Annotated in this window: 21 protein-coding genes; 14 read left to right on the top strand and 7 right to left on the bottom strand. The window is 41.2% G+C overall.

The genetic code is table 11. From position 1 onward, the window contains the following. Nucleotides 1-564 precede the first annotated feature (564 nt). Nucleotides 565-1,143: an LOG family protein gene (locus tag FD50_RS03955; RefSeq protein WP_056960428.1), complete on the bottom strand. Its 579-nt coding sequence runs from the start codon at nucleotides 1,141-1,143 to the stop codon at nucleotides 565-567. 131 nt (nucleotides 1,144-1,274) lie between these two features. Beyond that, a complete protein-coding gene (locus FD50_RS03950; protein WP_056960426.1) occupies nucleotides 1,275-1,829 on the bottom strand; it encodes a TetR/AcrR family transcriptional regulator in 555 nt (184 codons plus the stop codon). Nucleotides 1,830-2,018: 189 nt separating this feature from the next. Between FD50_RS03950 and FD50_RS03945 the strand changes: the two genes are divergently transcribed. Then, nucleotides 2,019-3,773, top strand: coding sequence for an MFS transporter (locus FD50_RS03945; protein WP_056960424.1), 1,755 nt, complete (start codon nucleotides 2,019-2,021; stop codon nucleotides 3,771-3,773). Nucleotides 3,774-4,098: 325 nt separating this feature from the next. On the opposite strand, the gene aroB is transcribed toward FD50_RS03945, so the two are convergent. The 4 genes from aroB to tkt are packed head-to-tail and all read right to left on the bottom strand — an operon-like array spanning nucleotide 4,099 to nucleotide 9,111. Continuing rightward, entirely contained in the window at nucleotides 4,099-5,187 is a 1,089-nt protein-coding gene (gene aroB / locus FD50_RS03940; RefSeq protein ID WP_056960422.1) for a 3-dehydroquinate synthase, read from the bottom strand. A 9-nt stretch (nucleotides 5,188-5,196) separates the two neighbouring features. Further along, complete coding sequence (gene aroF / locus FD50_RS03935) at nucleotides 5,197-6,189, bottom strand: 3-deoxy-7-phosphoheptulonate synthase (RefSeq protein WP_056960420.1); 993 nt, start codon at nucleotides 6,187-6,189, stop codon at nucleotides 5,197-5,199. Beyond that, the gene (gene aroE / locus FD50_RS03930) at nucleotides 6,186-7,067 is read right to left on the bottom strand and encodes a shikimate dehydrogenase (RefSeq protein WP_056960418.1); all 882 of its coding nucleotides are present in this window, start codon (nucleotides 7,065-7,067) and stop codon (nucleotides 6,186-6,188) included. The genes aroF and aroE overlap by 4 nt, the downstream gene beginning before the upstream one ends. A gap of 19 nt (nucleotides 7,068-7,086) precedes the next feature. Next, nucleotides 7,087-9,111 carry a transketolase gene (gene tkt, locus FD50_RS03925; protein ID WP_056960416.1) on the bottom strand — a complete coding sequence of 675 codons (2,025 nt, stop codon included), beginning with the start codon at nucleotides 9,109-9,111 and terminating at the stop codon, nucleotides 7,087-7,089. Nucleotides 9,112-9,946: 835 nt separating this feature from the next. Between tkt and FD50_RS03920 the strand changes: the two genes are divergently transcribed. The 10 genes from FD50_RS03920 (at nucleotide 9,947) to FD50_RS03875 (ending at nucleotide 17,522) form a co-directional block, all read left to right on the top strand. After that, entirely contained in the window at nucleotides 9,947-10,372 is a 426-nt protein-coding gene (locus tag FD50_RS03920; RefSeq protein WP_054757890.1) for a YjdF family protein, read from the top strand. A gap of 41 nt (nucleotides 10,373-10,413) precedes the next feature. After that, nucleotides 10,414-11,391 (top strand): alpha/beta hydrolase fold domain-containing protein, encoded by a 978-nt coding sequence (locus tag FD50_RS03915; protein WP_162256068.1) that lies wholly within the window; start codon nucleotides 10,414-10,416, stop codon nucleotides 11,389-11,391. A gap of 52 nt (nucleotides 11,392-11,443) precedes the next feature. Continuing rightward, the gene (locus tag FD50_RS03910; RefSeq protein ID WP_054757893.1) at nucleotides 11,444-12,016 is read left to right on the top strand and encodes a GNAT family N-acetyltransferase; all 573 of its coding nucleotides are present in this window, start codon (nucleotides 11,444-11,446) and stop codon (nucleotides 12,014-12,016) included. Between the two features lie 128 nt (nucleotides 12,017-12,144). Continuing rightward, nucleotides 12,145-12,426 carry a putative quinol monooxygenase gene (locus tag FD50_RS03905; protein ID WP_054757894.1) on the top strand — a complete coding sequence of 94 codons (282 nt, stop codon included), beginning with the start codon at nucleotides 12,145-12,147 and terminating at the stop codon, nucleotides 12,424-12,426. A gap of 297 nt (nucleotides 12,427-12,723) precedes the next feature. Next, nucleotides 12,724-13,083 (top strand): DUF488 domain-containing protein, encoded by a 360-nt coding sequence (locus tag FD50_RS03900; RefSeq protein WP_056960412.1) that lies wholly within the window; start codon nucleotides 12,724-12,726, stop codon nucleotides 13,081-13,083. Between the two features lie 45 nt (nucleotides 13,084-13,128). Continuing rightward, nucleotides 13,129-13,518 carry a tautomerase family protein gene (locus FD50_RS03895; protein WP_054757896.1) on the top strand — a complete coding sequence of 130 codons (390 nt, stop codon included), beginning with the start codon at nucleotides 13,129-13,131 and terminating at the stop codon, nucleotides 13,516-13,518. Nucleotides 13,519-13,580: 62 nt separating this feature from the next. Then, nucleotides 13,581-14,252: a type 1 glutamine amidotransferase gene (locus FD50_RS03890; protein WP_056960410.1), complete on the top strand. Its 672-nt coding sequence runs from the start codon at nucleotides 13,581-13,583 to the stop codon at nucleotides 14,250-14,252. A 224-nt stretch (nucleotides 14,253-14,476) separates the two neighbouring features. Then, entirely contained in the window at nucleotides 14,477-15,478 is a 1,002-nt protein-coding gene (locus FD50_RS03885; protein ID WP_056960408.1) for a YhdH/YhfP family quinone oxidoreductase, read from the top strand. Between the two features lie 512 nt (nucleotides 15,479-15,990). Then, nucleotides 15,991-16,626: a recombinase family protein gene (locus FD50_RS03880; RefSeq protein WP_054757897.1), complete on the top strand. Its 636-nt coding sequence runs from the start codon at nucleotides 15,991-15,993 to the stop codon at nucleotides 16,624-16,626. A gap of 35 nt (nucleotides 16,627-16,661) precedes the next feature. After that, complete coding sequence (locus FD50_RS03875) at nucleotides 16,662-17,522, top strand: DNA/RNA non-specific endonuclease (protein ID WP_056960406.1); 861 nt, start codon at nucleotides 16,662-16,664, stop codon at nucleotides 17,520-17,522. Nucleotides 17,523-17,769: 247 nt separating this feature from the next. On the opposite strand, the gene budA is transcribed toward FD50_RS03875, so the two are convergent. Further along, nucleotides 17,770-18,480: an acetolactate decarboxylase gene (budA, locus tag FD50_RS03870; protein WP_056960404.1), complete on the bottom strand. Its 711-nt coding sequence runs from the start codon at nucleotides 18,478-18,480 to the stop codon at nucleotides 17,770-17,772. 325 nt (nucleotides 18,481-18,805) lie between these two features. Here budA and croR point away from each other — a divergent pair, with 325 nt between their 5' ends. The 3 genes from croR to FD50_RS03855 all read left to right on the top strand — a co-directional run bounded on the left by croR (nucleotide 18,806) and on the right by FD50_RS03855 (nucleotide 22,086). Then, entirely contained in the window at nucleotides 18,806-19,495 is a 690-nt protein-coding gene (gene croR, locus FD50_RS03865; RefSeq protein ID WP_056960402.1) for a response regulator transcription factor CroR, read from the top strand. A gap of 25 nt (nucleotides 19,496-19,520) precedes the next feature. Continuing rightward, nucleotides 19,521-20,687, top strand: a complete 1,167-nt coding sequence (locus tag FD50_RS03860; protein WP_056960400.1) for a sensor histidine kinase — start codon at nucleotides 19,521-19,523, stop codon at nucleotides 20,685-20,687. 67 nt (nucleotides 20,688-20,754) lie between these two features. Beyond that, the gene (locus FD50_RS03855) at nucleotides 20,755-22,086 is read left to right on the top strand and encodes a serine hydrolase (RefSeq protein ID WP_056960624.1); all 1,332 of its coding nucleotides are present in this window, start codon (nucleotides 20,755-20,757) and stop codon (nucleotides 22,084-22,086) included. Nucleotides 22,087-22,259 lie beyond the last annotated feature (173 nt).

The following is a 22,259-nucleotide window of genomic DNA, read 5'->3' as shown; positions in this document are numbered from 1 at the left end:
TTTATCCGGAATAAAAGAGGGGCTGTGACAAAAGTTAACTTTTGTCACAGCCCCTTAGTTTTAGGTTGGAGTTAATGTTTAAGGCTTGCTGTTGTAGTTCCATCCACCAGTTTTTGACGCCTAGCTAAAAATTGCGCGATGGAGGACAGAGTTTTGCAATTTGATGTTAGTGCTCAAAGTCTAACGGTGCTTGTCGGCACTTCTATTAACGTGTTCCAAAAGGCAGGTTTCTGTGTTTAGAGTGAACCACAGCAGTAACAAGTTCAGGTACCACTGTGATTCAACTCTAAGCCTCAAAACCTAGCGCTTTTTTGCACACTTCTTTTAACGTGCTCCGCCCAGCAACCACCTGCGTCTAAGCCTGCCTTACGCGTAACCAAGATCGGGTTACTTTGTAATCCAGGGCTTAGTCGACGGCGGTTGAACGCTGGCTGTCGGCACTTCTATTTAACGTGTTCCAACCACCAGCCTTTTGCGCCTAACCGCAAATTGCGCATAGTCATAGCCCAAGTATTTTGCAATTTGATGTTAGTGCTCAAAGTCTAACGGTGCTTGTCGGCACTTCTATCTACCCGCCTTTGAATACGTTCTGATCTCAGGTGGAACATAAGCAGCCATAAAATCAAAAATCTCAGTTAAAGAATCAGAAAACAGCAGCTTTTTTCGATCCGTTACTGTTAAAAAGTCTTTAGCCGTCATTTCATCAAACATCGCCTTCAAAGGATCATAATAACCCTGCACATTGTAAAAAACACAAGGATTAGGATTGTCTCCCAAACGTGCCCAAGAAAATGCCTCAATAATTTCTTCAAGAGTTCCTGGACCACCAGGTAAGGCCAAACAAGCATCTGCGAGTGACAACATGGTTTGTTTTCTAAGCGCCATGTTCTCAACTACTTTGAGATCCGTGAGCTTGCTAAAGGCTGCTCCACGAGCGACAAGTTCCTTGGGCATCACACCATGAACTTTACCGCCAGCATTAAGGACTTCATTTGCAAGCAATCCCATTAGACCGACCCCGCCGCCACCATATACTAATTCAAGATCATGATTTGCTAGGTAACCTCCTAGCTTGAGCGTAGCTTTTTGATAGACAGGGTCATTTCCGGTTGAGGCACCACAATAAACAGCTATTTTTTTCATTAATTTTCCTTCTCACATCATGTTAATTAAGAGCACTTTTCGCGTAATTATATCATTGAGAATGCCTGTTTTGAAGTTAAAAAAAGAAGGTAAACGGCTTAAGTTTATTTTCAGAAACGAATCGATGGGTTTTAAGATTTTAATTTATGAATAGCCTTTAAGAGTATTTTCACCATCTCTGCGGGCTCTTCGGGGTCCTCTTTTGCCAGCCAAGTGTTTAAAATATTCCAAAAACCAGCGACTGAAAAACTCATAATATAGTTAATTTCTTGCGGTGTTCCTTGAATATGCCATGGGGCATCAAAGAGTTCATACAAGTGAAAAGACTGTGGGACGATTGTAGGCAACAGACTAATGAAAAGATTCTGTTGGATGAGCAGCTTGATTTGTTGACGTTCTTGCCACCAGAAATTAAAGAACACCCTGAGAACTTGTTCAAAAGTCAGATTAATGTCTTCATGCTGCTGCAGTGCGGCTAAGTACCGTTGCATGACATGTTCGCCATAATATTTGAGCAACTCGTCTTTATTTTTGAAAGCACGATAAAAAGTACGCCGTGAGAGCTGGGCGGTTTCTGCAATGTCCTTGACGGTGATGGCGGAGTAGTCTCGCTGTTTTAATAATTTGAATAAAGCTTCTAATAGCCATTTTCTTGACTGTGCTGCTAAGCGTGCTTGTCCATTCATTCTTAATTTCTCCTGTTGTCACAAAGGGATAGTGATTGTAGCACTTTAGGCCTAAGTCTAGTTTTATGATTCTATGACTATTATAATATAAATTAGCCTAGGTGTCACATGTGCGCACATGTGACTCAGGTGTGTCAAAATGGTTTAGCATGCTAACCCAAAAGAATTTATTCTGGAGGGTTTTATATAATGAATAAAACAAGGTATTTTCTGCCGGTTTTATTACTGGCAAATTTGCTATGTATGATGGATGTTTCAATTATGACGATTATCTTGCCCGAAATTCAGACTGCATTTAATGAAAGTCTGACTAATTTATCATGGACGTTGAATGTTTATACGATTGTTTTTGCAACTTTAATAATTCCATTTGGTCGTTTGGCTGAAAGGCTTGGCCGTAATAAGTTTGTCTTTAGTGGATTATTAGTTTTTGGATTGGGCTCTCTTTTATCCGGTCTGGCAACTAACTTACCGTTTATGCTTGTTGCACGAGCAGTCCAAAGTATCGGTGCAGCTAGTATTGTTCCTACGAGCATGGTGATTGGTTTGGAAAAAAGTGATCAAAGCACACGCAATAAAGTTGTGGCTGCATTAGCAGGAGTTCAAGGACTCGCAGTGGCTTTGGGACCTACTATTGGTGGGATTGTTTCGCAGTATTTTGGCTGGCGCTGGGTTTTCTTAATAAACGTGCCGTTAGTCATGTTAACCTTAGTCTTATTTACCTTTGTCCTGCCACTGCGCAACGAAGCTACAAGTAAAGCAGCGATTGATTGGTTAGGGGCACTTGTGAGCATGGCCATGCTGTTTTCGTTGTCGTTGGGACTGATCGAAGGGAATCATTGGGGCTGGCAGTCGTTTTCAATAATTGGTTTACTGGTTGCAGCTGTAATATTTTTCATACTTTTTATGATTTTAGAGTATCGTCAGCAGCATCCAATGATTGAGCTGAGCCTTTTTAAGAGTCGTAACTTCAATGGTGCCGGAATTGCGTTAATTCTATGTAATTATTTTCTTGGCGGAATGGCAGTTTTGATACCAACCTTTTTAACACGTGTCTATGGTGAGAGTGAATTGAAGGCGGCGTTATTGATTACACCCTATTCAATCGCGGTAATGTTCTCGGTGATTTTAACTTCACTAGCAGTAAAAAAGGTAAATAATAAGCTATTAATTGGCGGAGGGTTTATTTTAATTGGTGTCAGCTATTATTTGCTTGCAAATTTAGATGTCAGTCCAAATTATAATGAATTAATTCTGGCTGATATTATTTTGGGAATAGGGTATGGGTTAGTTGCGGCAACGGCAAATATCCTTGCGGTTGCAGATTTTCATGGTGGACTTTTGACCGCTTCACAAAGTGTCGCAAATGTTTTGCGTCAAGTTGGGATGATTTTAGCAATCGCAATTTTTACCTCTATTTTGACTAGTAATCTGCGGTTGTCAAAAGATAATACGCTGCATTTTGCAGTCAGACAGACACAAACGCTGGCGGTCTCTGCAGCAGCAAGAACAAGAGTGCAGGCAAAAATACAACAACGACTTAATCCGAATAGTGACAGCGTTAGTCAAACGACTAAAACTGTTAAACTACCCCAGCTCAAAATTGCAAATTCAGTTTCAGCGGCTCTAGCTCAAAAAGAATATCAAGAACAACTCACAAAAATTGCGCAGCAAAAGGGAATTCAAGCAGCCCTATTGCCAGTAGCAGTTAAAGTGAAAATTAAGACACTTGTTTCACGTGCAGTTCGACAAAAAGTACACCAAAAAGAAACTCAGATAAACACACAACTGGCAAAATTGGTAAAGCGGCTTAAGCAACACCTTAGAACACAACTAGATCAGGCATTTTTGCATGTTTATGGCAGTATGCTATGGCTTCCATTTGGCGCTTTGTTATTATTACCAATTTTTAAGTTCCGCCGAAAGGGCCGGAAAGCAGCGTGAATAAAGTAGGAAATTTTTATTTCTCAAATGAAATAACACTAAAAATCATGACGGTAACTGAAAAATGTGAATTGTAGTTCTTAAACAAAGTCTAGGCTAGTTCCTCGTATTGAAACAGCAAAGCACGGTTTAAGAAAACATACTAGCAAAATACAGCAAATTGAGATAGCGATTAAGCCAAAAATTAGGTTTTGACTTAGTCGCTATCTCTTTGAGGTTAATTTTGACGCACGGTCTGTGGTATTTTAAGGTTCAATCTTACTCACTTTACTGAGTTCCATGAAAAAATTTTCCGATTGAAAAAGACTGCTTGTTAGCAAACCTGCTAATGGGACCGTTGTGGCAATTCATGTTTAAACCATGTCATTGCCTCGGCAAGCGGAAGTTCATAAAAAGCAGGATGACCAATCTTTTTTAGATAGATTAAGGTGAGTTGCTGCTGTTTGAGTTTTTTGTCATGCTGCAAGGCTTGATAAAAAGCAGGTGTTCCCAATGCGGGATCAGCAAGAGGCAGTCCAAGGGCTTGCAAACGTTGGGCCAGCAGGGTAGAAGTGCCGTTTGGAGTAAGCTGCTTTTTTTCAAATAAGCGAGTAAGTTGATACAAACCGATCGCAACTGCTTCTCCATGAAAGAGGCGTCCTGCTGCCGCTATCTCGACTGCATGTCCTACCGTATGTCCTAGATTAAGCAATTGACGTTGTTGTGTTTCTGTTTCATCTGCAGTAACCACAGCTGCCTTGAAACTAACACTTGCACTGATGAGCTGCGGTGCCGCTTGCAACAGTGCAGTGCAACTTTGAATATGTGCTGTGAGGTTCCAAAAGTCGCTGCCAGCCATGATGGCACATTTTAGAATTTCGCCATAACCTTCAGCTAACAAACGCTGCGGTAAAGTCTGTAACACAGCTGGATCGATTAAAACAAAGTCAGGTTGATAGAAAGTTCCTACTAAGTTTTTACCAGTAGGCAGATCAATTGCAGTTTTTCCGCCTACCGAACTGTCGACTTGTGCTAGTAACGAAGTTGGAACTTGGATAACAGCAATTCCACGCAAGTAGATTGAAGCTGCAAAACCGGCGAGATCACCGACAACACCACCGCCCAAAGCGATAATCCCGTCTGTACGGCTCAAGTGCCAGGCTGCTAATTGGTTAACAACTTTTTCTAGTTGAGACCATGATTTGCTCTGTTCACCGGCTGGAATGGTTAAAACTTTTGTGGGATAACCGGCAGCGCTCAAGTGTGCACAAGCCTGTTGTGCATACAATGGACCAACATGCTCGTCGGTGATGATCACGATTTGGCGCTTTGACCAGACCCGACTAATATGAGTTTCTAGGTGCCTTAATCCTTGAAAGATAATTTTTACAGTATATGGATGGGAGCGGGGCTCAACTTTAATTGTTTGTGTCACAGGTACCACCTACTTCCAAGCAGCAAGAACTTGATGAACTTCTTTGGCATGTTGTGCCATTGTCAGGTATTTTCCCGGTTTAAGTGCTTGCGGACCGTCAGATAAAGCATGTTCTGGATCATCGTGAATTTCAACGAGTAGTCCGGCAGCACCTGCGGCAACTCCAGTAACGGCTAATGGTGTGACCAGATCCCAGTGACCAACTGCATGGCTGGGATCAGCAATTACTGGGTAATGAGTTAGTTGTTGTAAAACAGGAATGGCCGCGGCATCAAAAGTATTACGTGTATATTTATTAGCAAACGTTCGAATTCCTCGTTCAACCAGCATAATTTGCTGATTACCACCAGCTGCAATGTACTCAGAAGCATTCAGCAGATCATCAAGGGTTGCAGACATTCCACGTTTCAATGCAACCGGAATCTGGGCCTTTCCGACGGCTTTCAGTAAAGAGAAATTCTGCATGTTACGGGCACCGATTTGGAAAATATCAGTATACTTGGCGACCAGTTCAACATGCTCATCATCCATAACTTCTGTGATAACATCCATGCCATTTTGATCGGCTGCTTCACGCAGATATTGCAGTCCTTCTTCTTCTAACCCTTGGAAAGAGTAGGGCGAGGTCCGGGGCTTGAAGGCTCCTCCACGTAGAACGGTTGCCCCGCCTTTTTTCGCAACAGCGGCCATCTTTAAAATATGTGCACGACTCTCGACAGAACACGGACCTGCCATCAGAGTGAGACCCCCAGCTCCGATTACTGAATGTGCAGTTTTAATTACAGTATCTTCAGGATGAAAGAGGCGGCTAGCTTGAACAGCAGCGGGAGTCTTTGTAATGATTTCACTGGCTGCAGCCCGAATGTCTGCTGGTATCTCTGACGGTTCAACTGCAAGCAGAGCCACCCGATTTTTATGAACAAAAACCTGTTTCCTGTCTGCAAAGAGTTGTTGCAAGCGTGCGATATTTTCTGTGACCTTTTCTTTTAAAACGATAATCATATTGTTCTCCTCCTAATTTCTGCTAATAGAGCTTGTTTGACCGAGGTGACAGGCATTGTTTGCCCTGTCCAGAATTCAAATGCAAGTGCGCCTTGCCATAAAAGCATTCCAATACCATTGCTGCATTGACAGCCATGAGCAGCCGCTAATTTCAGCAAAGGGGTTTCTAATGGCTGATAGATAATGTCATAGACAAACTGTTTCTGCGAAAGACTGGATAGAATTGTTGCTGCAAGCGGTAAGTGCTGCTGATCCATACCGACATTTGTTGCATTCACCAGTAACTCACTTTCTTGCAGGCAGGTTGCGATTTTTTCTGAGTCTTGATAATTCAGTAATTCAAAGTCTGTTTCTGTTTGTTGCTTAAGCGTTTCTAGCCAAGCGGCCGTCTGTGCAAAGGTCTGATTCGGCCGTTTGCAGACAAACACTTTTTGCAGATTATAGTCTGCTGCCGCTGCAATAATTGCACGGCCTGCACCACCAGCACCTAAAATCATTGCAGTTTTGCCATGGGTTTTGAAGCCACGAGCTTTTAAATCTGCAAAAAGACCTGCTCCATCAGTGCTGTCGCCAGTTAGACGGCCTTGAGTATTTTTGATTGTATTGACAGCATTAATGCGCTGAGCTCGGGGAGTTAGTTCATCTAAGTAAGGGATGAACTGTTGCTTATAGGGCATCGAAACATTAGCACCACTAAGCCCCCAAGCGCAGAAACTAGCTGCAATTGTTGCAAAATTAGGTGGCTGAATATCAAATGCTAGATAGCACGCGTTTATCTTTCTTTTTTGAAAGCTTAAGTTGTGCATTAGCGGTGACAAACTATGATGTGCAGGATGTGCGATAAAACCGTAAAGTTCAGTATTGCCGTTAAATTCCATGACTAATCTCCATTTATAATTATCCAATGACTGATAACCGAATATTGCTATCAGTGTGTGTTTTTTGGTAGATCTGAATGATCCTTTCAAGCGTGAAACCAGTTGCCTGCAATAACTCTTCCATGGATCCGCTGGCACCAAAAGTATCAAGTCCGACGACTGCGCCATCAAGACCGACAAACCGTTCCCAGCCTTGGGTCGTACCGAGTTCGAGTGCAACGCGCCGCCTGACCTGAGATGGCAGCACCATTTCTTGGTATTGTCGCGTTTGGCGGACAAAGCGCTCCATTGAAGGCATGGAAACAACACTGACATCCTGTCCAAGTTGTAACAAGCTATGTTGGACACGTAAAGCCAGCGCAACTTCTGAACCAGTGGCCAGCAAAATTCCATCTGGAGTGAGCCCATGTTGTGGTGACAAGATATATCCACCATGATCAACGCCTTGCTCAGCAGAATTCGCGGTCGTCGGTAATACAGCTAATTGCTGTCTAGATAAGACTAAAACAGTTGGATGGTCCATTGAATTGGCTGCTTGATTCCAAGCTGCCATGACTTCATTTGGATCGGCAGGACGAAATACTTCAACGTTTGGAATTTGACGCAAGCTCATTAACTGTTCGATTGGCTGATGGGTTGGTCCGTCTTCACCGACTGCCAAGGAATCATGCGTGAAGACGTAGGTAACTGGGAGGTGCTGTAACGCCGCTAATCTAATTGCAGGACGCAAGTAGTCAGAAAAAACGAGAAAAGTCGAACCGAAAACTTGTAAGCCTCCATGTAAAGCCATTCCGTTTAAAATTGTCCCTTCCGCAAATTCACGGACACCAAAGGCAATATTTCTGCCCGTTGGGTGCTGAGGCGTCATTAAGGGGCTCTTTGCAATCGTTGTTCGGTTAGACGAAGCTAAGTCAGCAGAACCACCAACGAGATTGGTATTTTGCTGTGCCAGGTTTTGGATTGCTTTGCTACTCGTATCACGTCCAGATTCCGCACCGCTGTCATAATGTTCTAGAGTGACCCGTAAGTCAGAGACTGGGTTGCAGATCAGTTTTTTGAAATTTTCAAGATCTTCAGGATGAGTTTGGCCTAACTTGGAGATTTGCTGATGCCATTCTTGGGATGCGCTTTGGCCGCGTTGACTAACGCGTTGCCGGGCAATTTGGGCTACTTCAGGCAAGACAGCAAACGGAGCAGCCGTCCAGTGGAGATGCTGACGTAAGCTTTTTAAGCCCGCTTCCCCAAGAGGTGTTCCGTGCACTTGGTTAGTTCCAGCATGCGGTGCACCGTAACCAATCGTCGTACGGATTTCAATTAGACTTGGGGTGGCAGTTTCCTTCGCTTTTTGGAGAGCATGATCAATGGCATCTAGATCATTTCCGTCCTCAACTAGGTGGGTATCCCACCCATAACTAGCAAAACGGGCACAAACGTCAGTTTTGAATGAGCGACTTGTAGGACCATCAAGTGAGATACCATTAGAATCGTACAAAACGATCAATTTACTGAGCTCCTGTTTTCCAGCAAAACTGGCGGCTTCATGAGAAACTCCTTCCATCAGATCACCGTCTCCAACTAACGCGTAGGTATAATGATCGACTAACTTAGCGTGCTTGTTATATTTGGCACCTAAGTAACGTTCTGCAAGTGCCATTCCAACAGCCATCCCTAAGCCTTGACCTAAGGCACCAGTTGTAGCCTCTACACCGGGAACGACCCCATGTTCCGGATGACCGGGTGTGCGACTGCCGTATTTGCGAAAGTGCTGCAAGTCAGCAGTGGTGAGGTCAAAACCGCTGAGATGCAGCATACTGTAGAGTAAAGCAGAACCATGTCCAGCAGATAAAATAAAGCGGTCGCGATTGAACCAGCGTGGATTACTGTTATCAATTCGTAAATGGCGACTCCACAAACACCACATCATTGGTGCTGCTCCAAGCGGCAGTCCTGGATGCCCAGAGCCAGCTTTCTCGATCATCTCTACGCTAAGCATTCTTAAATTATTGATTGCTAACTGGTCAAGCCGTGTATCATGATTATTCATTGTCAATTCCTCCATTCGTCAAAGTAGTTGTTGCCAAAACAAAAGGACTCATGCAGTCAGCACTGCATGAGTCCTTTTCTCTATTTCAGCAGCAGAAATCTGCCGAATTTTGGACTGAGAAAAAGCCACACAATGCTGTTAGCATCTATGTGGCCTGCATAATTCAACGTACGAAAAATTACTGGTCACATTCGATGCGGGACGTAATGCCCGCATCAAATGTGACCCGGACATTACTCGATAAACCAGTAATAATAAAATCGATTAATGTTTGTGTGTGCTTTTCGTAAGTTCATTATGAAATCCTCCTGATAAAATTATAAAACGATGAGTTAACAATTAATGTGGCAAGTATATATTGTTATTTGGTGGTTGTCAAGCATCAATTTTCAAAGTTTAGTCTGTGACTGTAAGACGCAAGGAAACGGCGGCTAAACGCTAGCTGTCGGCACTTCTTCCTTAACGTGTTCCAAAAGTCAGCCCTTTATGCTTAGCTTAGGTAACAACAGTAACAAGTCCAGTTACCCTTGTTACCTATCGCTAATCTTCAAGGTCTCCCGCCTTTTTACGCACTTCTTTAACGTGCTCCACCCAGCAACCACCTGTGCCTAAGCCAGCATTACGCGTAACCAACCCCAGGTTACTTTGTAATACTGGACTTAGTCTGCGGCGGTTGAACGCTGACTGTCGACACTTCTTTAACGTGTTACAATTAACATGACTTGAAAGTAAAAACACGGTTCGGTCGGTAGTCCGGACATAGCTCAGTGCTATCAGTAACCTGCCTCCTTGGTTGTCCAACTTTCTTTAGTAAAACTAAAGGAGGAAACTTGCTATGAATAATAATGTTGTACGTAGCCAGTTAACAATCAGTTTTGATCCACCCTTTTACAAGGCAGTCTTTGAAAGATATTCTGCAGGTCTTTATGAGATCGGACAGGTAAATTTAGGACCAACAGAACCAAAAATAACTGGACTTGCTCAGTTAATAAATGAACGCTGGGATTCAATTGATTTCTTTCAGCAAAGTACGGTTGAGACTCACCCGCAGAAAAAGATAAATCCCAAACGACTGCAACGGCTGGTCCGCAAGTCTTCAAAAAAAGGGATCGGGACAAAAGCTCAAGTTGCCTTGCAAAAACAACGAGAGCAGCAAAAAAGTGTGCATAAAAAGTGTCAGCGCAAACGCACACAGGAATTTGCGCACGCGCTGTTTATTAAAAAACAGCAAAAACGTAGATTAAAAAGGCGAGGACACTAATTGTGTAATATAATATGCTTTATTTGAAAGAAGGACGGATTTTGCAACGAAAAAAAACAGGGGTTTTGGTAACAGCATTAGCAGCTGGAGGACTTTATAGCAAGTATCAAGCACTAAAGAAAGGGCAGAGTCAACGCAGCTGGCTGCTGGAAAAAGTCTTTTGGGCCACTAAACCCTTTCCAGAAATTAATAATGAACGTGAGTATCATAAAGAAGACCTGCGCAGCCGTCAGAAATATGAACTTCCGCATAAAATTAAGACCCTTTTTGGTTTTCATCCATTAGCTGGAATGGACGATGTGCTTGAACTTTCCCGTTTTAGCAATGCAGGCGGCAGAGTTATTTTTTACGTTCATGGAGGAGCATATTGGGGACAACCAGCTTTTTTCCATTTTGAGATGCTTTATAAGTTGGCAAAGGAGCTAAATGCTAGAGTCGTCATGCCGATCTACCCTAAAGCACCAGCACATAATGCGCTTGAGGTTCACCAAATGATTCTGGGAGTCTATCGCATATTACTTGAGCAGGACCAACTTGCACCAGAACAAATTATTTTTATGGGTGACTCAGCTGGTGGGGGCTTTCTATTATCGTTTATGCAAGAACTGTATAAGCAGGGGTTATCTTTACCACAAGCCGCATTCCTGATTTCACCATGGCTAGATATTAATACCGATTTTCCGGAAATCAAGGCACTTCAGCCAAATGATCCACTGCTGTGTGCTCATGATTTAAAGCTGCGCGGTAGAAAATATGCAGGAAATTTGGCAACCACAGATCCGCTTGTCAGCCCGCTTTATGGTAATTTGGAAAATTTGCCACCAATTTATGTTTTTACCGGAACCCATGATATTTTGCATGCGGATGCATTGCGCCTCCAAGGCCTTGCAACTGCCCAGAATTTACGAATTAAAACTTTTACATATCCGCAGATGCTGCATGTATTTCCATTGTTTCCTATTCCAGAAGCAGGAGATGCACTCAGACAAATTTCGCGGATAATACGGCATTGTGACTAGTGAAATTAATTTTCGTAAAAAAATAAAATTATATTTTTGAGAGGTGAAAGTAATGTTTTCCTATGAGGTAAGCAAAAATCTGCGGCTGGCTTTACCGCGTCCAATTAAAGATGCACCGGGATTGTTTGCACTGGTGGATGCTGATCGTGCAAACTTGCGGCGCTTTTTGCCTTGGGTTGATGCGCTAAAGAATGCACAAGACGAAGAGAATTTTTTAAAACACGTTAAGCTTAATTATGCAAAAGAAAAATCTCTAAATTTGGTTATTTGGGAACGACAAACAATTGCAGGAATGATTAGTTTTAACCAGTTTAATCAGACTAATCAGAGTGCTGATATTGGTTACTGGTTGGGCAAACCATCTCGTGGAAAGGGAATTATTACAGCTGCTGTGCAAGGAATTTGCGAACTGGGATTTTTAGAGTATGACCTTAACCGGATAATTATTCGCGCAGCTGTTGATAACCAACCGAGCAATGCAGTTGCCAAAAGGACAGGATTCAGGTTGGAGGCACGCTTAGTTCAAAATGAAAAACTGCTCGATGGTTTTCATGACGAAAACCAGTATGTGTTATTGCAGGCAGAATGGGAAAAAATGCAAAATCGCCTGCAGAAAAAAGAGTAATATAGTATCCTTTAACTGCAAATTAAAAATAAAATGGCATCTTGTGATAATTGCTACTATAATTGAAAAGAAGCTTTTTTTATTAGTTTTTATGAATGCTTTAATTAGATAGATGGAGGATTTTTTAAATGAAGATTATTAATGTTGCGTTACAGGTGGACCCAGCTAAACAAGCTGACTATGAAGCTTTTATTAACGAGCTGGTAGTTAATTCTGCCAAAGAGCCAGGGAATCTTTCTTATGGGCACTTTAAGAAGTTAAATTGTACTGCCGAATATGAAATCATTGAACACTGGAAGGATGCAGCGGCTGTGGAGGAACATAATGCGACGCCCCATTTTCAAAAGTTTTTGGCACATGTGAATGATTATTTGATACATGAGCCGGAAATAATAAGAATGACTGTTTAGGTAGTTTTAGTGAAATAAGCAAATGCAGGAGTAGCTTGAATAAATCTTATAAGCAGCGCGAGTAGGTTATTAATTCAAGGTATTGATGCAGCGGCTTTAATGGATATTTGCAAAAATAGATTTTCACTTATAAGAGTAAGAGGCTTTTTACACTAATTTTCGGCGGTCGGCTGAAACTAGTGTGAAAAGTTTTTTATTTAGGTGTGAGTATGATAGCTTAGTTGCTGGTTAAAATTCGGTGGATGCGTTATTTTAAAAGAGGAGTTTTCTGAGCTTTAGATGTTGGAGGAAGAAAAAATGCAAATCAAAAAAGACCGAATATATACTAAACCAGTTGATTTAACCGGTTATCGTATTTTGGTTGACCGGCTGTGGCCCCGCGGAATTTCTAAAGTTAATGCTCATCTGGATTTGTGGTTTAAAGAAATCGCACCTTCTAATGAACTACGCAAGTGGTACGGGCATGAACCAGAGAAGTTTGCAGAATTTAAGCAGCGTTATTTAAACGAAATAGCTGAAAATCCACATAAAAATGAATTTTTAAAAATTGTGAAAGAACAAACAGAAAAACAAGATGTGATTTTGCTTTTTGGTGCCAAAGACCTTGAACATAATCAAGCAGCTGTTTTAGCGGAATATTTACAAAACATTGAATAGTACTCTGATATAATATAAAGGAACAAAGAAAGGAAGATGAATTAAATGCCATTAATGCGAGTTGATGTGCTCAAGGGGCACGATGAAGCTTATTTAAAGCAATTGCTTAAGATTGCTTATGAAGTACAAGGAGAGACACTGCATACCCCAGAAGGAGACCGTTATCAGATTCTGACACAGCATGAACCGTTTGAAATGCAGATTTTAGACACGGGTTTGGGAATCGAACGTACTAAAGATGTGGTTGTGATTAATCTGACTTCACGTCCACGCTCAACTAAAGATAAGCGTAATTTTTATCGCCGCTTAGTTGAACGTCTGCATGCAGAACTCGGTTTACGGAAAGAAGACGTTATGTTCAGTCTGGTTTCAAACAATGATGATGACTGGAGCTTTGGCAATGGTCAGACTCAATTTTTGAATGGTGAATTATAGCAACAAGACAGCCGTTAATCAAAGGCAGGTCGTCAAGGAACTTAATAACTAGGTGATAACAATTGAAAATAACGGTGATACAGCACGTAGCTTTCGAGGCACCAGGAGCAATTACAAAATGGGCGCAACTGCATAATTATCCACTTGAAGTGATCAGAATTTTTGCGGAGCAACCGTTACCACCAGCTGCAGCAGTTGATTTTTTGGTAGTCTTAGGTGGGCCGATGAGCGCCAACGATCCTGAGGAATGGCTTGTGCAGGAAAGAGCCTTAATTAAAGCAGTAGTAGCGGATAATAAACCAATGTTTGGGATCTGTCTTGGAGCACAACAGTTAGCCAAGGCTTTTCATGCACAAATTGTTTCAACTCCCAAAGAAGTCGGCTGGGGTAAGATTCAGACGACGACTTTGGGACAAGAAAGACTACAAATTGCACCACAATATGAGATTTTACATTGGCATGGTGAAGGATTTACTTTACCGGAAAATGGCCAGCGCCTTTTTGCGAGCCAATTCTGGAAAAATCAGGGCTTTTGCTTAAAGCGTGCACTAGGATTGCAATTTCATTTGGAAACGACAAAGGAGACCTTACAAGGAGTCGTTGCCAACGATGCGGCGTTTGTCCAGGGGTCTGTCTTAAATCAGGATGCTACCCAAATTGCTTTGCAAGTTCCGCCTGTTAAAAACCAGCAACTGCTGTTTACGTTATTAGATGCATTAGTGACACCTAAATAGTGATATGGCAGCAATGGACAATTTCTAAGGATTAGGTCGAATTTTAGTTTGCGATCTAATCCTTATTTTTTAAGTATTTCCGTGTACTGCGACAATAAAATTTAATGTAATTAAGCTTGTTGGTCTTTTTTTAAGAATGCAGGTAAGTTACTTGTTTCAAACTAAAGTCAGTTGGTTTGCAATTTTGAGAAAACAGCTTTCAATCAGACGAAAGGAACATATAGATGGACAAATTTAAAGCACTTGTTTTAAATGCGCAAGAAGATCAAGTTACTTGTAGTTTAAGAACCGTTAAACTGCAAGCTCTATCAGCCGGAGAAGTATTGGTTAAAGTCGCATATTCTTCACTGAACTATAAAGACATGCTTGCTTTTCAAAAAGACGGTGGGGTAATTAAAAATTATCCGCTGATCCCTGGAATTGATCTAAGTGGTGTTGTCCTGGCTTCTGTTGATTCCAGTTTTAAACCGGGAGATCATGTTCTGGCAACCGGGTATGGACTAGGGGTCAACCATACCGGGGGCTTTGCGGAAATCGCTCGTCTTCCGGCTGCTTGGCTGCTTAAATTGCCTGATGGCTTGTCATTAAAACAAGCCATGCTTTTTGGAACTGCTGGCTTGACGGCCGCATTATCAATTAAAGAACTCTTGCATGCAGGTCTGCAACAGGATAGTAATCTTTTAATCACAGGAGCGACAGGCGGTGTCGGCAGTGTTGCAACCCGCATCTTAGCACATTTGGGATTCACTAAGCTGCATGCACTTGTCCGAAAAGATTACCAGGTTGAACTTGCAACATCTTTGGGAGCACAGCAAGTCATTAAGGCTACTGAAATTTTGAAGCACGGTTTACTTGAACGTCAAAGGTTTGACTATGTCTTGGAGACTGTCGGCGGGGAAGTGGCGGCCGCTTTACTCCCAAAGATTAGCTACAAAGGGGCAATGACTCTTTGTGGGAATGCAGGTGGAGTGGCATTGGCGACGAATGTATTACCATTTATTTTGCGTGCAGTTCGGCTAGTAGGGATTGATTCTGTTAATTATCCTCAGGTTCAACGAAGAGAAGTTTGGCAGCTGTTAGCCAATAAATGGAATGTTGCAAACCAATTGCTCTATAACGAGATTGACTTGGCTGAGGTTCCAACTGTGCTTGAGAAACTGAAACTGGGACATCATTATGGTAGAACGATTGTGGTGCTTGATAACACCTTAGATGCAGCAAAATAGTGAACTATCAAGCAGGCTTGAAGCATTTGAATCTGGCTGCAAAGGGAATGCGCTGGCTGCGATAGAATTTATAGTTTGATTTAGCTGGAAATGGGCTAATTAAACAGGTTTGGTAGCCAGCCTTTTTGCATTTAAGTACGAGGCGTTCATATATTAGGACTAAATTGGATTTGTAATTTACAGTTGGTATGCCAAACTTCTTGACTGGGAGGACAATTCGATGAGCGCATTCTTTTGAATAAAAAGTATTTATTTTCAGCAGTTATATAGTAAACTAACTTATTAGAGAAACAGTGCAAGGGTAATTTGAATGTTAATGCGAGCTCATGTGTGCTATGAGTAATTCGAAGTTAGACGGAAGTTTCTCCTCAGCTCAGAACAGTTAATTACTAAAGTGTATTTTATAAAATACTTGTAGAAGATAAGCGACATTATTAAACGATCAATGTTCAAGTTACTTTTATTTTGTAAAAAGTGTCTAATATACGTATCTAACAAGAAAGGAATAAAAAGTGAGGATCGGGTATTTACGCACAGATGCTGCTGTGGAAAAAGGAATACAGCAAAACAAATTATTAAAAAAAATAGGAGCCAAGCAATTTTACTTAGAAGCAGCAATTGTGGGGAAGTTTGAAAAAAAGTATTTACAGCAACTGTTGTTGGAGATTAAAGCAGGCGACGAACTTGTGATTGCCAGTCTTGAGCACTTAGGACAGACTCCGCGGGAACTGGTTAAAATTATTCAGGGTATTTATGAAAAGGGCGCAACTTTGGATATTCTTGACCTGCCAGCATTTAAGCAGGCCAAAGGTTCAGCACAAAAGAGGGTTTTCACGAAGTTAGTTTTAGAAATGCAAGAATATCTTGTAGCCCAAGAACAAAAAATGCTTGAAACTAAACGGCAAGCAGGGATCGAACTTGCCAAAAAACACGGAATTTACAAGGGAAAACAGGTGGAATATGCTGCAAATGTACACAATCAGCAAAAGAGACTTGTTTTTGAACTGATTCAAAGGCTGTTAGCCAAAAAGGCACGCGGAGAAAGGATTTCTATCAGCGAAATTGCACGTAAAGCGGGTGTGACAAGACAGACAGTCTATAATATCAAACGTGATTTAACTGCTAGTATTAAAAATAAAAGAAGGTAGTTGCAGAATTACAAGAAAGTGAGTGTTGGGGTTTAATGGCAAAAAGGGGTAGGGGAAAAAGAAAAGTAAGTCTAATCAGTATGCTGATTGTCTTGATGGTCTTTGGCCTCACGCAAAATTGGCAAAAGCTTGAAAAAAGACTAGATGCATCTTTTACTATCGCGGGGACAACAGCAAAGACTGCTTCGAGCGCAAATAGCAATGAAGATACAATTAATAACACGACAGAATCCAGTTTGGTCAATCTGGATTACGTTGCTGGCAAAAGTGCGGTTATTAATGTTAATAATGATCGCAGTACTTTAAATTTTGCTGATTGGCACACTAATCAGGTTAATTATAGTAATTTAGATAATTTAAATAGAACTGCAAATGTTAATACGGCATATTTAGAAGCGCGCAATCTTGCAAATGATCTTTTGCGCGAACGGCAATATGTTCAACCAACTGGTTGGCATCAGAAGTATGTAAATAAAACTCCGATTATTAACCGTGGTCATTTAATTGCGTATTCGCTCTCAAAGGGAATTGCAAGCAATGGGCAATATGATACCAGTTTAGAAAGTGGAGATCAGAATAATCCCAAAAATTTATTTACACAAACAGCTTTTTCAAATCAAAAAATCCAAACAATTTACGAAAGCCGAATTAGAGATGCACTTAGGCGAGGGCATAAAGTGATTTTTGCCGCGCATGCAATTTTTCGAGGGAATGAACTAATGGCCCGGGGAGTTCAATTGCAGGCCATTTCAGATGATGGCAGTTTAAATTTTAATGTCTTTATTTTTAACGTTCAGCCAGGTGTGACTTTTGATTACGCAACAGGGCGTTCACGAATTGATAAGCAAATGAAGGTTCCTTCACCGCCAAGTACACCGCGATTCCATAATTATTAAGCTGGAGATTTGCAATTAGAGATACAGCGTCCAGCTACTAAAACTCATTAATACGCAGATTACAAAATAAATAGAGAGTGTGACATAAGTCGGGAAAATTTTGAGTGCTAACTCGAAATTACGAACATAGCGAGTACTTTGCTATGAGTAATTCGAGGTTAGACGGAGAATTTTGACTTATGGAACACGTTTAGCCGGAATAAAAGAGGAGCTGTGACAAAATTTAACTTTTGTCACAGCCCTTTTTTTATTCGACTTGTGAAATTATTCCAGCAATGTCATCTTTTGAAAAATCATGTGCACTAAACTCTGAATTGTCGACCGGCAAGTGCTGCTCAAGCGTATCGAAGGTTTGAACAAACAGAGTGCCTTCTGCAATCTTAAAATCGAGAACATGTCCGCCGATTGAATGATCTGAAGCTAAGAAATGATTGTGGTAGCCAGCAACAGCTGCTCCATTGAAAAGGGCAGGTGAATAGTAACTTAAAAAGGTACCAGTAACATCCTTGGCTTCAAAGATGCTTTGTTTTTGTGCAGTTTCGGCTAAAGTTGAAAAAGGACGTTCAGACTTAACGACTGCACGCGTCTTCATGTAACTGAACGTTCCTTTTACAAGGACAGAAAAGAAGGTGTTGGAATTAGGTCTGCCTTGGAGTGCAGCCTTTTCAAAATCTACAGGTGAAGCATTCGCAATTGTGGTTACTTTTTGATAGTCAGCGTAATGAGAGTTGGCAAAGGGCATTGTGAATTCTGGGGATACCAAGTTTACTTTTCCGGCACTATCAACTTGATATGCAATTCCGTCTAAGATAATCAATTCGCCATCAAGTCCTTCACCAGTACCAATTCCTGTATCACCATGTTTCAATAAATCTTCCATTTTTAGTGTTCCTGCAAGCAGGCCAGGGACTAGTAATGCAAGCGTCCCATGTTGGTAAAGAACATTTGTTTTTTTCATTGTTTATTCTGCCTCCTAAAAATTTTGTCTAAACGAGCAAGAAAAGTTCAGACAACTGCTACCATAAAAGATAATAACATAGTTAGTGAATTTTAAGGTATAAAAGGCAAAAGTTATCTGTTTGTGATTTTTGTATGAAAAAGTTGGTAAAACCTTTTGCTATTAAGGGATACGCCTTGATTTTAAATAATTCTTTAGATACGATAAGCATGTAGTTTGTTACAATTAATAATATGAAATGTGGCAGGAAAGACTGCGACAGGGTGCTGCGTGAAATTGGTAACCGTGGCATGGAGGAAATAGAAACTTTTAAGGAGCAATTATTATGAAAATTTTGGTTGTAGATGACGATAAAGATATTGTAGAATTGCTGAGTATTTATATTAAAAATGAAGGATACGAGGTTGAAAAGGCATACAATGGTAAAGAAGCACTCACGAAAATTAACACTAACCCAGATATTGCGCTAATGATCTTAGACATTATGATGCCGCAAGTTGATGGTATTGAAGTGATTAAAGAGATTAGAAAGGATTCACAATTACCGGTTTTGATGCTTTCGGCTAAGACAAGTGACATGGACAAGATTCAAGGGTTAATTCAAGGCGCTGATGATTATGTAACTAAACCATTTAATCCGCTGGAAGTGATGGCCCGGGTCAAATCTTTGCTACGCCGTGCACAGCACGATGTTAAGAATGATGTTCCTGATATACTCGAAATTGGTCCGCTAATTATTAAGAAAGATTCACATGAAGTCGAGACAGTCGATGGCAAGTCCATTCAGTTGACTGCGCTTGAATTTGGGATTCTCTATCTTTTAGCAAGTCATCCTAACCGTGTGTTTTCTGCAGATGATATCTTTGAACGCGTGTGGCAGCAGGAGTCAGTTGTTTCTGCTAAGACTGTGATGGTACATGTCAGTCATTTGCGTGACAAGATTGAAGAAGCAACTGATGGGGAGAAGGTTATTCAAACTGTCTGGGGCGTAGGGTATAAAGTTGAATCTCACTAAGTAGATTAGAAATGGAGATAATGAAGTGAAACTCACAGCACGTGAAAAAAGTGAGCTGTTCGGCGAAGGTGTTGTGACCGTTATTCTACTCTTATTATTGAATCTATCCATTTATGTATTATTGGATCAGATGATTGAGTCCAATCCGGCGCTTGCAAATGGAATTTTTCAAATCAAGATGTCGCTTGCGTTTGGACCGAATCATATTCAATTTTGGAGTTGGGGTTGGGTATTTTTGTGTGTCATGCTGGTTGCGGATATCTTCATTGTGTACTGGAGATTAATTCGCAGATATCGGCAGATGCAGTTGCAGCATGTTATTTATGAGCTGCATTATATTGCAGATGGGCATCTGGGACATCGGATTCCTTTTCAGCTTCAGGGAAATATGCAACGAGTAATTACGAGCATCAATGCACTGGTGGACAGCACGCTGCGCGCAATGGAAGATGAACGACGGATTGAACGCTCTAAGGATGAACTTGTGACAAATGTCAGTCATGATATCAGGACGCCGTTAACTTCAATCATTGGATATTTAGGGCTGATTGAGGATAAGCAGTATCATTCAGAAGAAGAGTTGCTTAAATACACGCACACCGCTTTTCTTAAGGCTAAGCAAATGAAACTGTTAGTAGAAGATCTGTTTGAATACACCAAGGTACGGCAACCTGCAACACCGCTTTCATTAACAAAGATTGATCTAAAACAATTGTTAGAACAATTGGCTGTCTCCTTTGAACTTGAAGCACATAAGAAAAAAATGGAGATTAAAACGGAAATTAGCGAAGATAAAATTATGATGGAAGCTGATGGAGAAAAATTGGTTCGAGTTTTTAATAACTTGGTTACAAATGCGCTTAAGTATGGAGTAGGTGGCAAACATATTTTTCTTAAGGCTGGTCATGTCAATGAAAGCGAACTGGTAGTGGAAGTTGCAAATGATGGCCCGGAGATTCCTAAAAAGGCGCTTTCACAGCTTTTTGACCGTTTTTATCGTGTCGAAAGTTCCCGTTCTAAGGAGACTGGTGGCAGTGGCTTAGGATTAGCAATTGCACTCAGCATAGTTGAACTGCATCACGGGTATCTTTATGTGGAATCTAACAAAAAAATGACTAGTTTCATTATGCATTTGCCTGTGAACCAAGAAGTTAAGTTAACGCGGCCTAAAAAGATAAAAAGTGCAGATTAGTCATTGTCAGACTAGTCTTTTTTCGCTATTCTAGAAGAGACTTGGAATTTTGAAAGGAAAGAAAAAAATGTTATTGAAAAAAATAAAGAAAGTTCTTTTGAGCTTAGTGGCTGCAGCCACAGTTTCAGCTACACTGACAGGGGCCTTTGGTGCAACAACCGTTAGTGCAGATACTACAAATGCACAGGAGTTGCAGCTTGATGCCAAAGCAGCAATCGCTGTCGACGCTAAAACTGGTCAAATTATTTATGGGAAAAATGAAAGTCAGTTGCTGCCAGTTGCGTCAATGACGAAGTTGGTTTCTATTTATTTAGTCTTGCAGGCTATCAAAGAAGGCAAGCTTTCATGGGATCAAAAAGTTTCCGTAGATGATGCTTCTTACCAAGTCAGCCAAAACACCTCATTATCAAACGTTCCTTTAAAGAAGGGCAATACATATACTGTTCGCCAGTTATATCAGGCTAGTCTGATCTATTCTGCAAATGGAGCGGTCATGACATTAGCTAATGCGGTTTCTGGTTCTCAAAAGGCCTTCGTTGATAAGATGCGGACATTGCTCAAGAGCTGGGGAATTAACGATGCTGAGATCTATACGGCTTCAGGTCTTGGAAATAATGAAATTGGGAACGCCAAGTATCCTGGCGCACCCACTAATGCTGAAAATAAGTTATCTGCAAAAGAGATGGCATTAGTCTCACAGAAATTATTAACTGACTATCCAGAGGTCTTGAAGACCACTAGTATTGCAAGAATGAAGTTCAATAATGGGACTAGTGAGACTGAGATGGAAAACTGGAACTGGATGCTTAAAGGACTGGCAAAAGCATACAGCGAACTGCCAGTCGATGGACTTAAGACAGGAACATCTGATAGTGCAGGAGCTGATTTTACAGGGACGGTCAATAAAGATGGACATCGGATCATCACAGTTGTTCTGGGAGCGCCTCATACAAGCGATACTGATGTTTCACGTTTCACCCAAACACAAAAGCTGATGTCATATGTCTACAACAATTTTACTTACACGACGATTAAGGCAAATCAAAGTTTCAAGGGTGCCCAACAACTGCCTGTTTATCACGGTAAAGAATTAAAAACTAAAGCTGTAACTAAAAATGCAACCGCCGTTTGGTTGAAAAACGGGCTCTCAACAGCTTCCCTGCAAGCAAGCTTGAAGGGCAATAAGAAGTTATATAAAAATGGTGGTCTTGAGGCTCCATTAGCTAAGAATAAGAATATCGGGACAATCTCCTTGCAAGTCAAGCAGCAGCCATTAACGTACCTGAATGGAGCTACCAGCCTTAAATTGACTGCGACAAATACGCAAAAGATTGAAAAGGCAAATATTTTTGTGATTATGGGGCGGGCTATTAAAAACTTCTTTACTAATCTTTTTTAAGATTACATGAGCAAGTAAGGGTTTAGCTGCAATTCCAAAGCTTAGAATCTTCCAAGCCTGACTAGGGGCACGGTGATTCACAATAAATAAATAGGGGCTGTGACAAAATTTAACTTTTGTCACAGCTCCTATTTTATTCCGGATAAACGTGTTCCATAAGTCAAAATTCTCCG

This window comes from Liquorilactobacillus satsumensis DSM 16230 = JCM 12392 (assembly GCF_001435195.1).
GTDB classification, from domain to species: domain Bacteria; phylum Bacillota; class Bacilli; order Lactobacillales; family Lactobacillaceae; genus Liquorilactobacillus; species Liquorilactobacillus satsumensis.
This window is presented reverse-complemented; position numbering and strand designations above follow the sequence as displayed.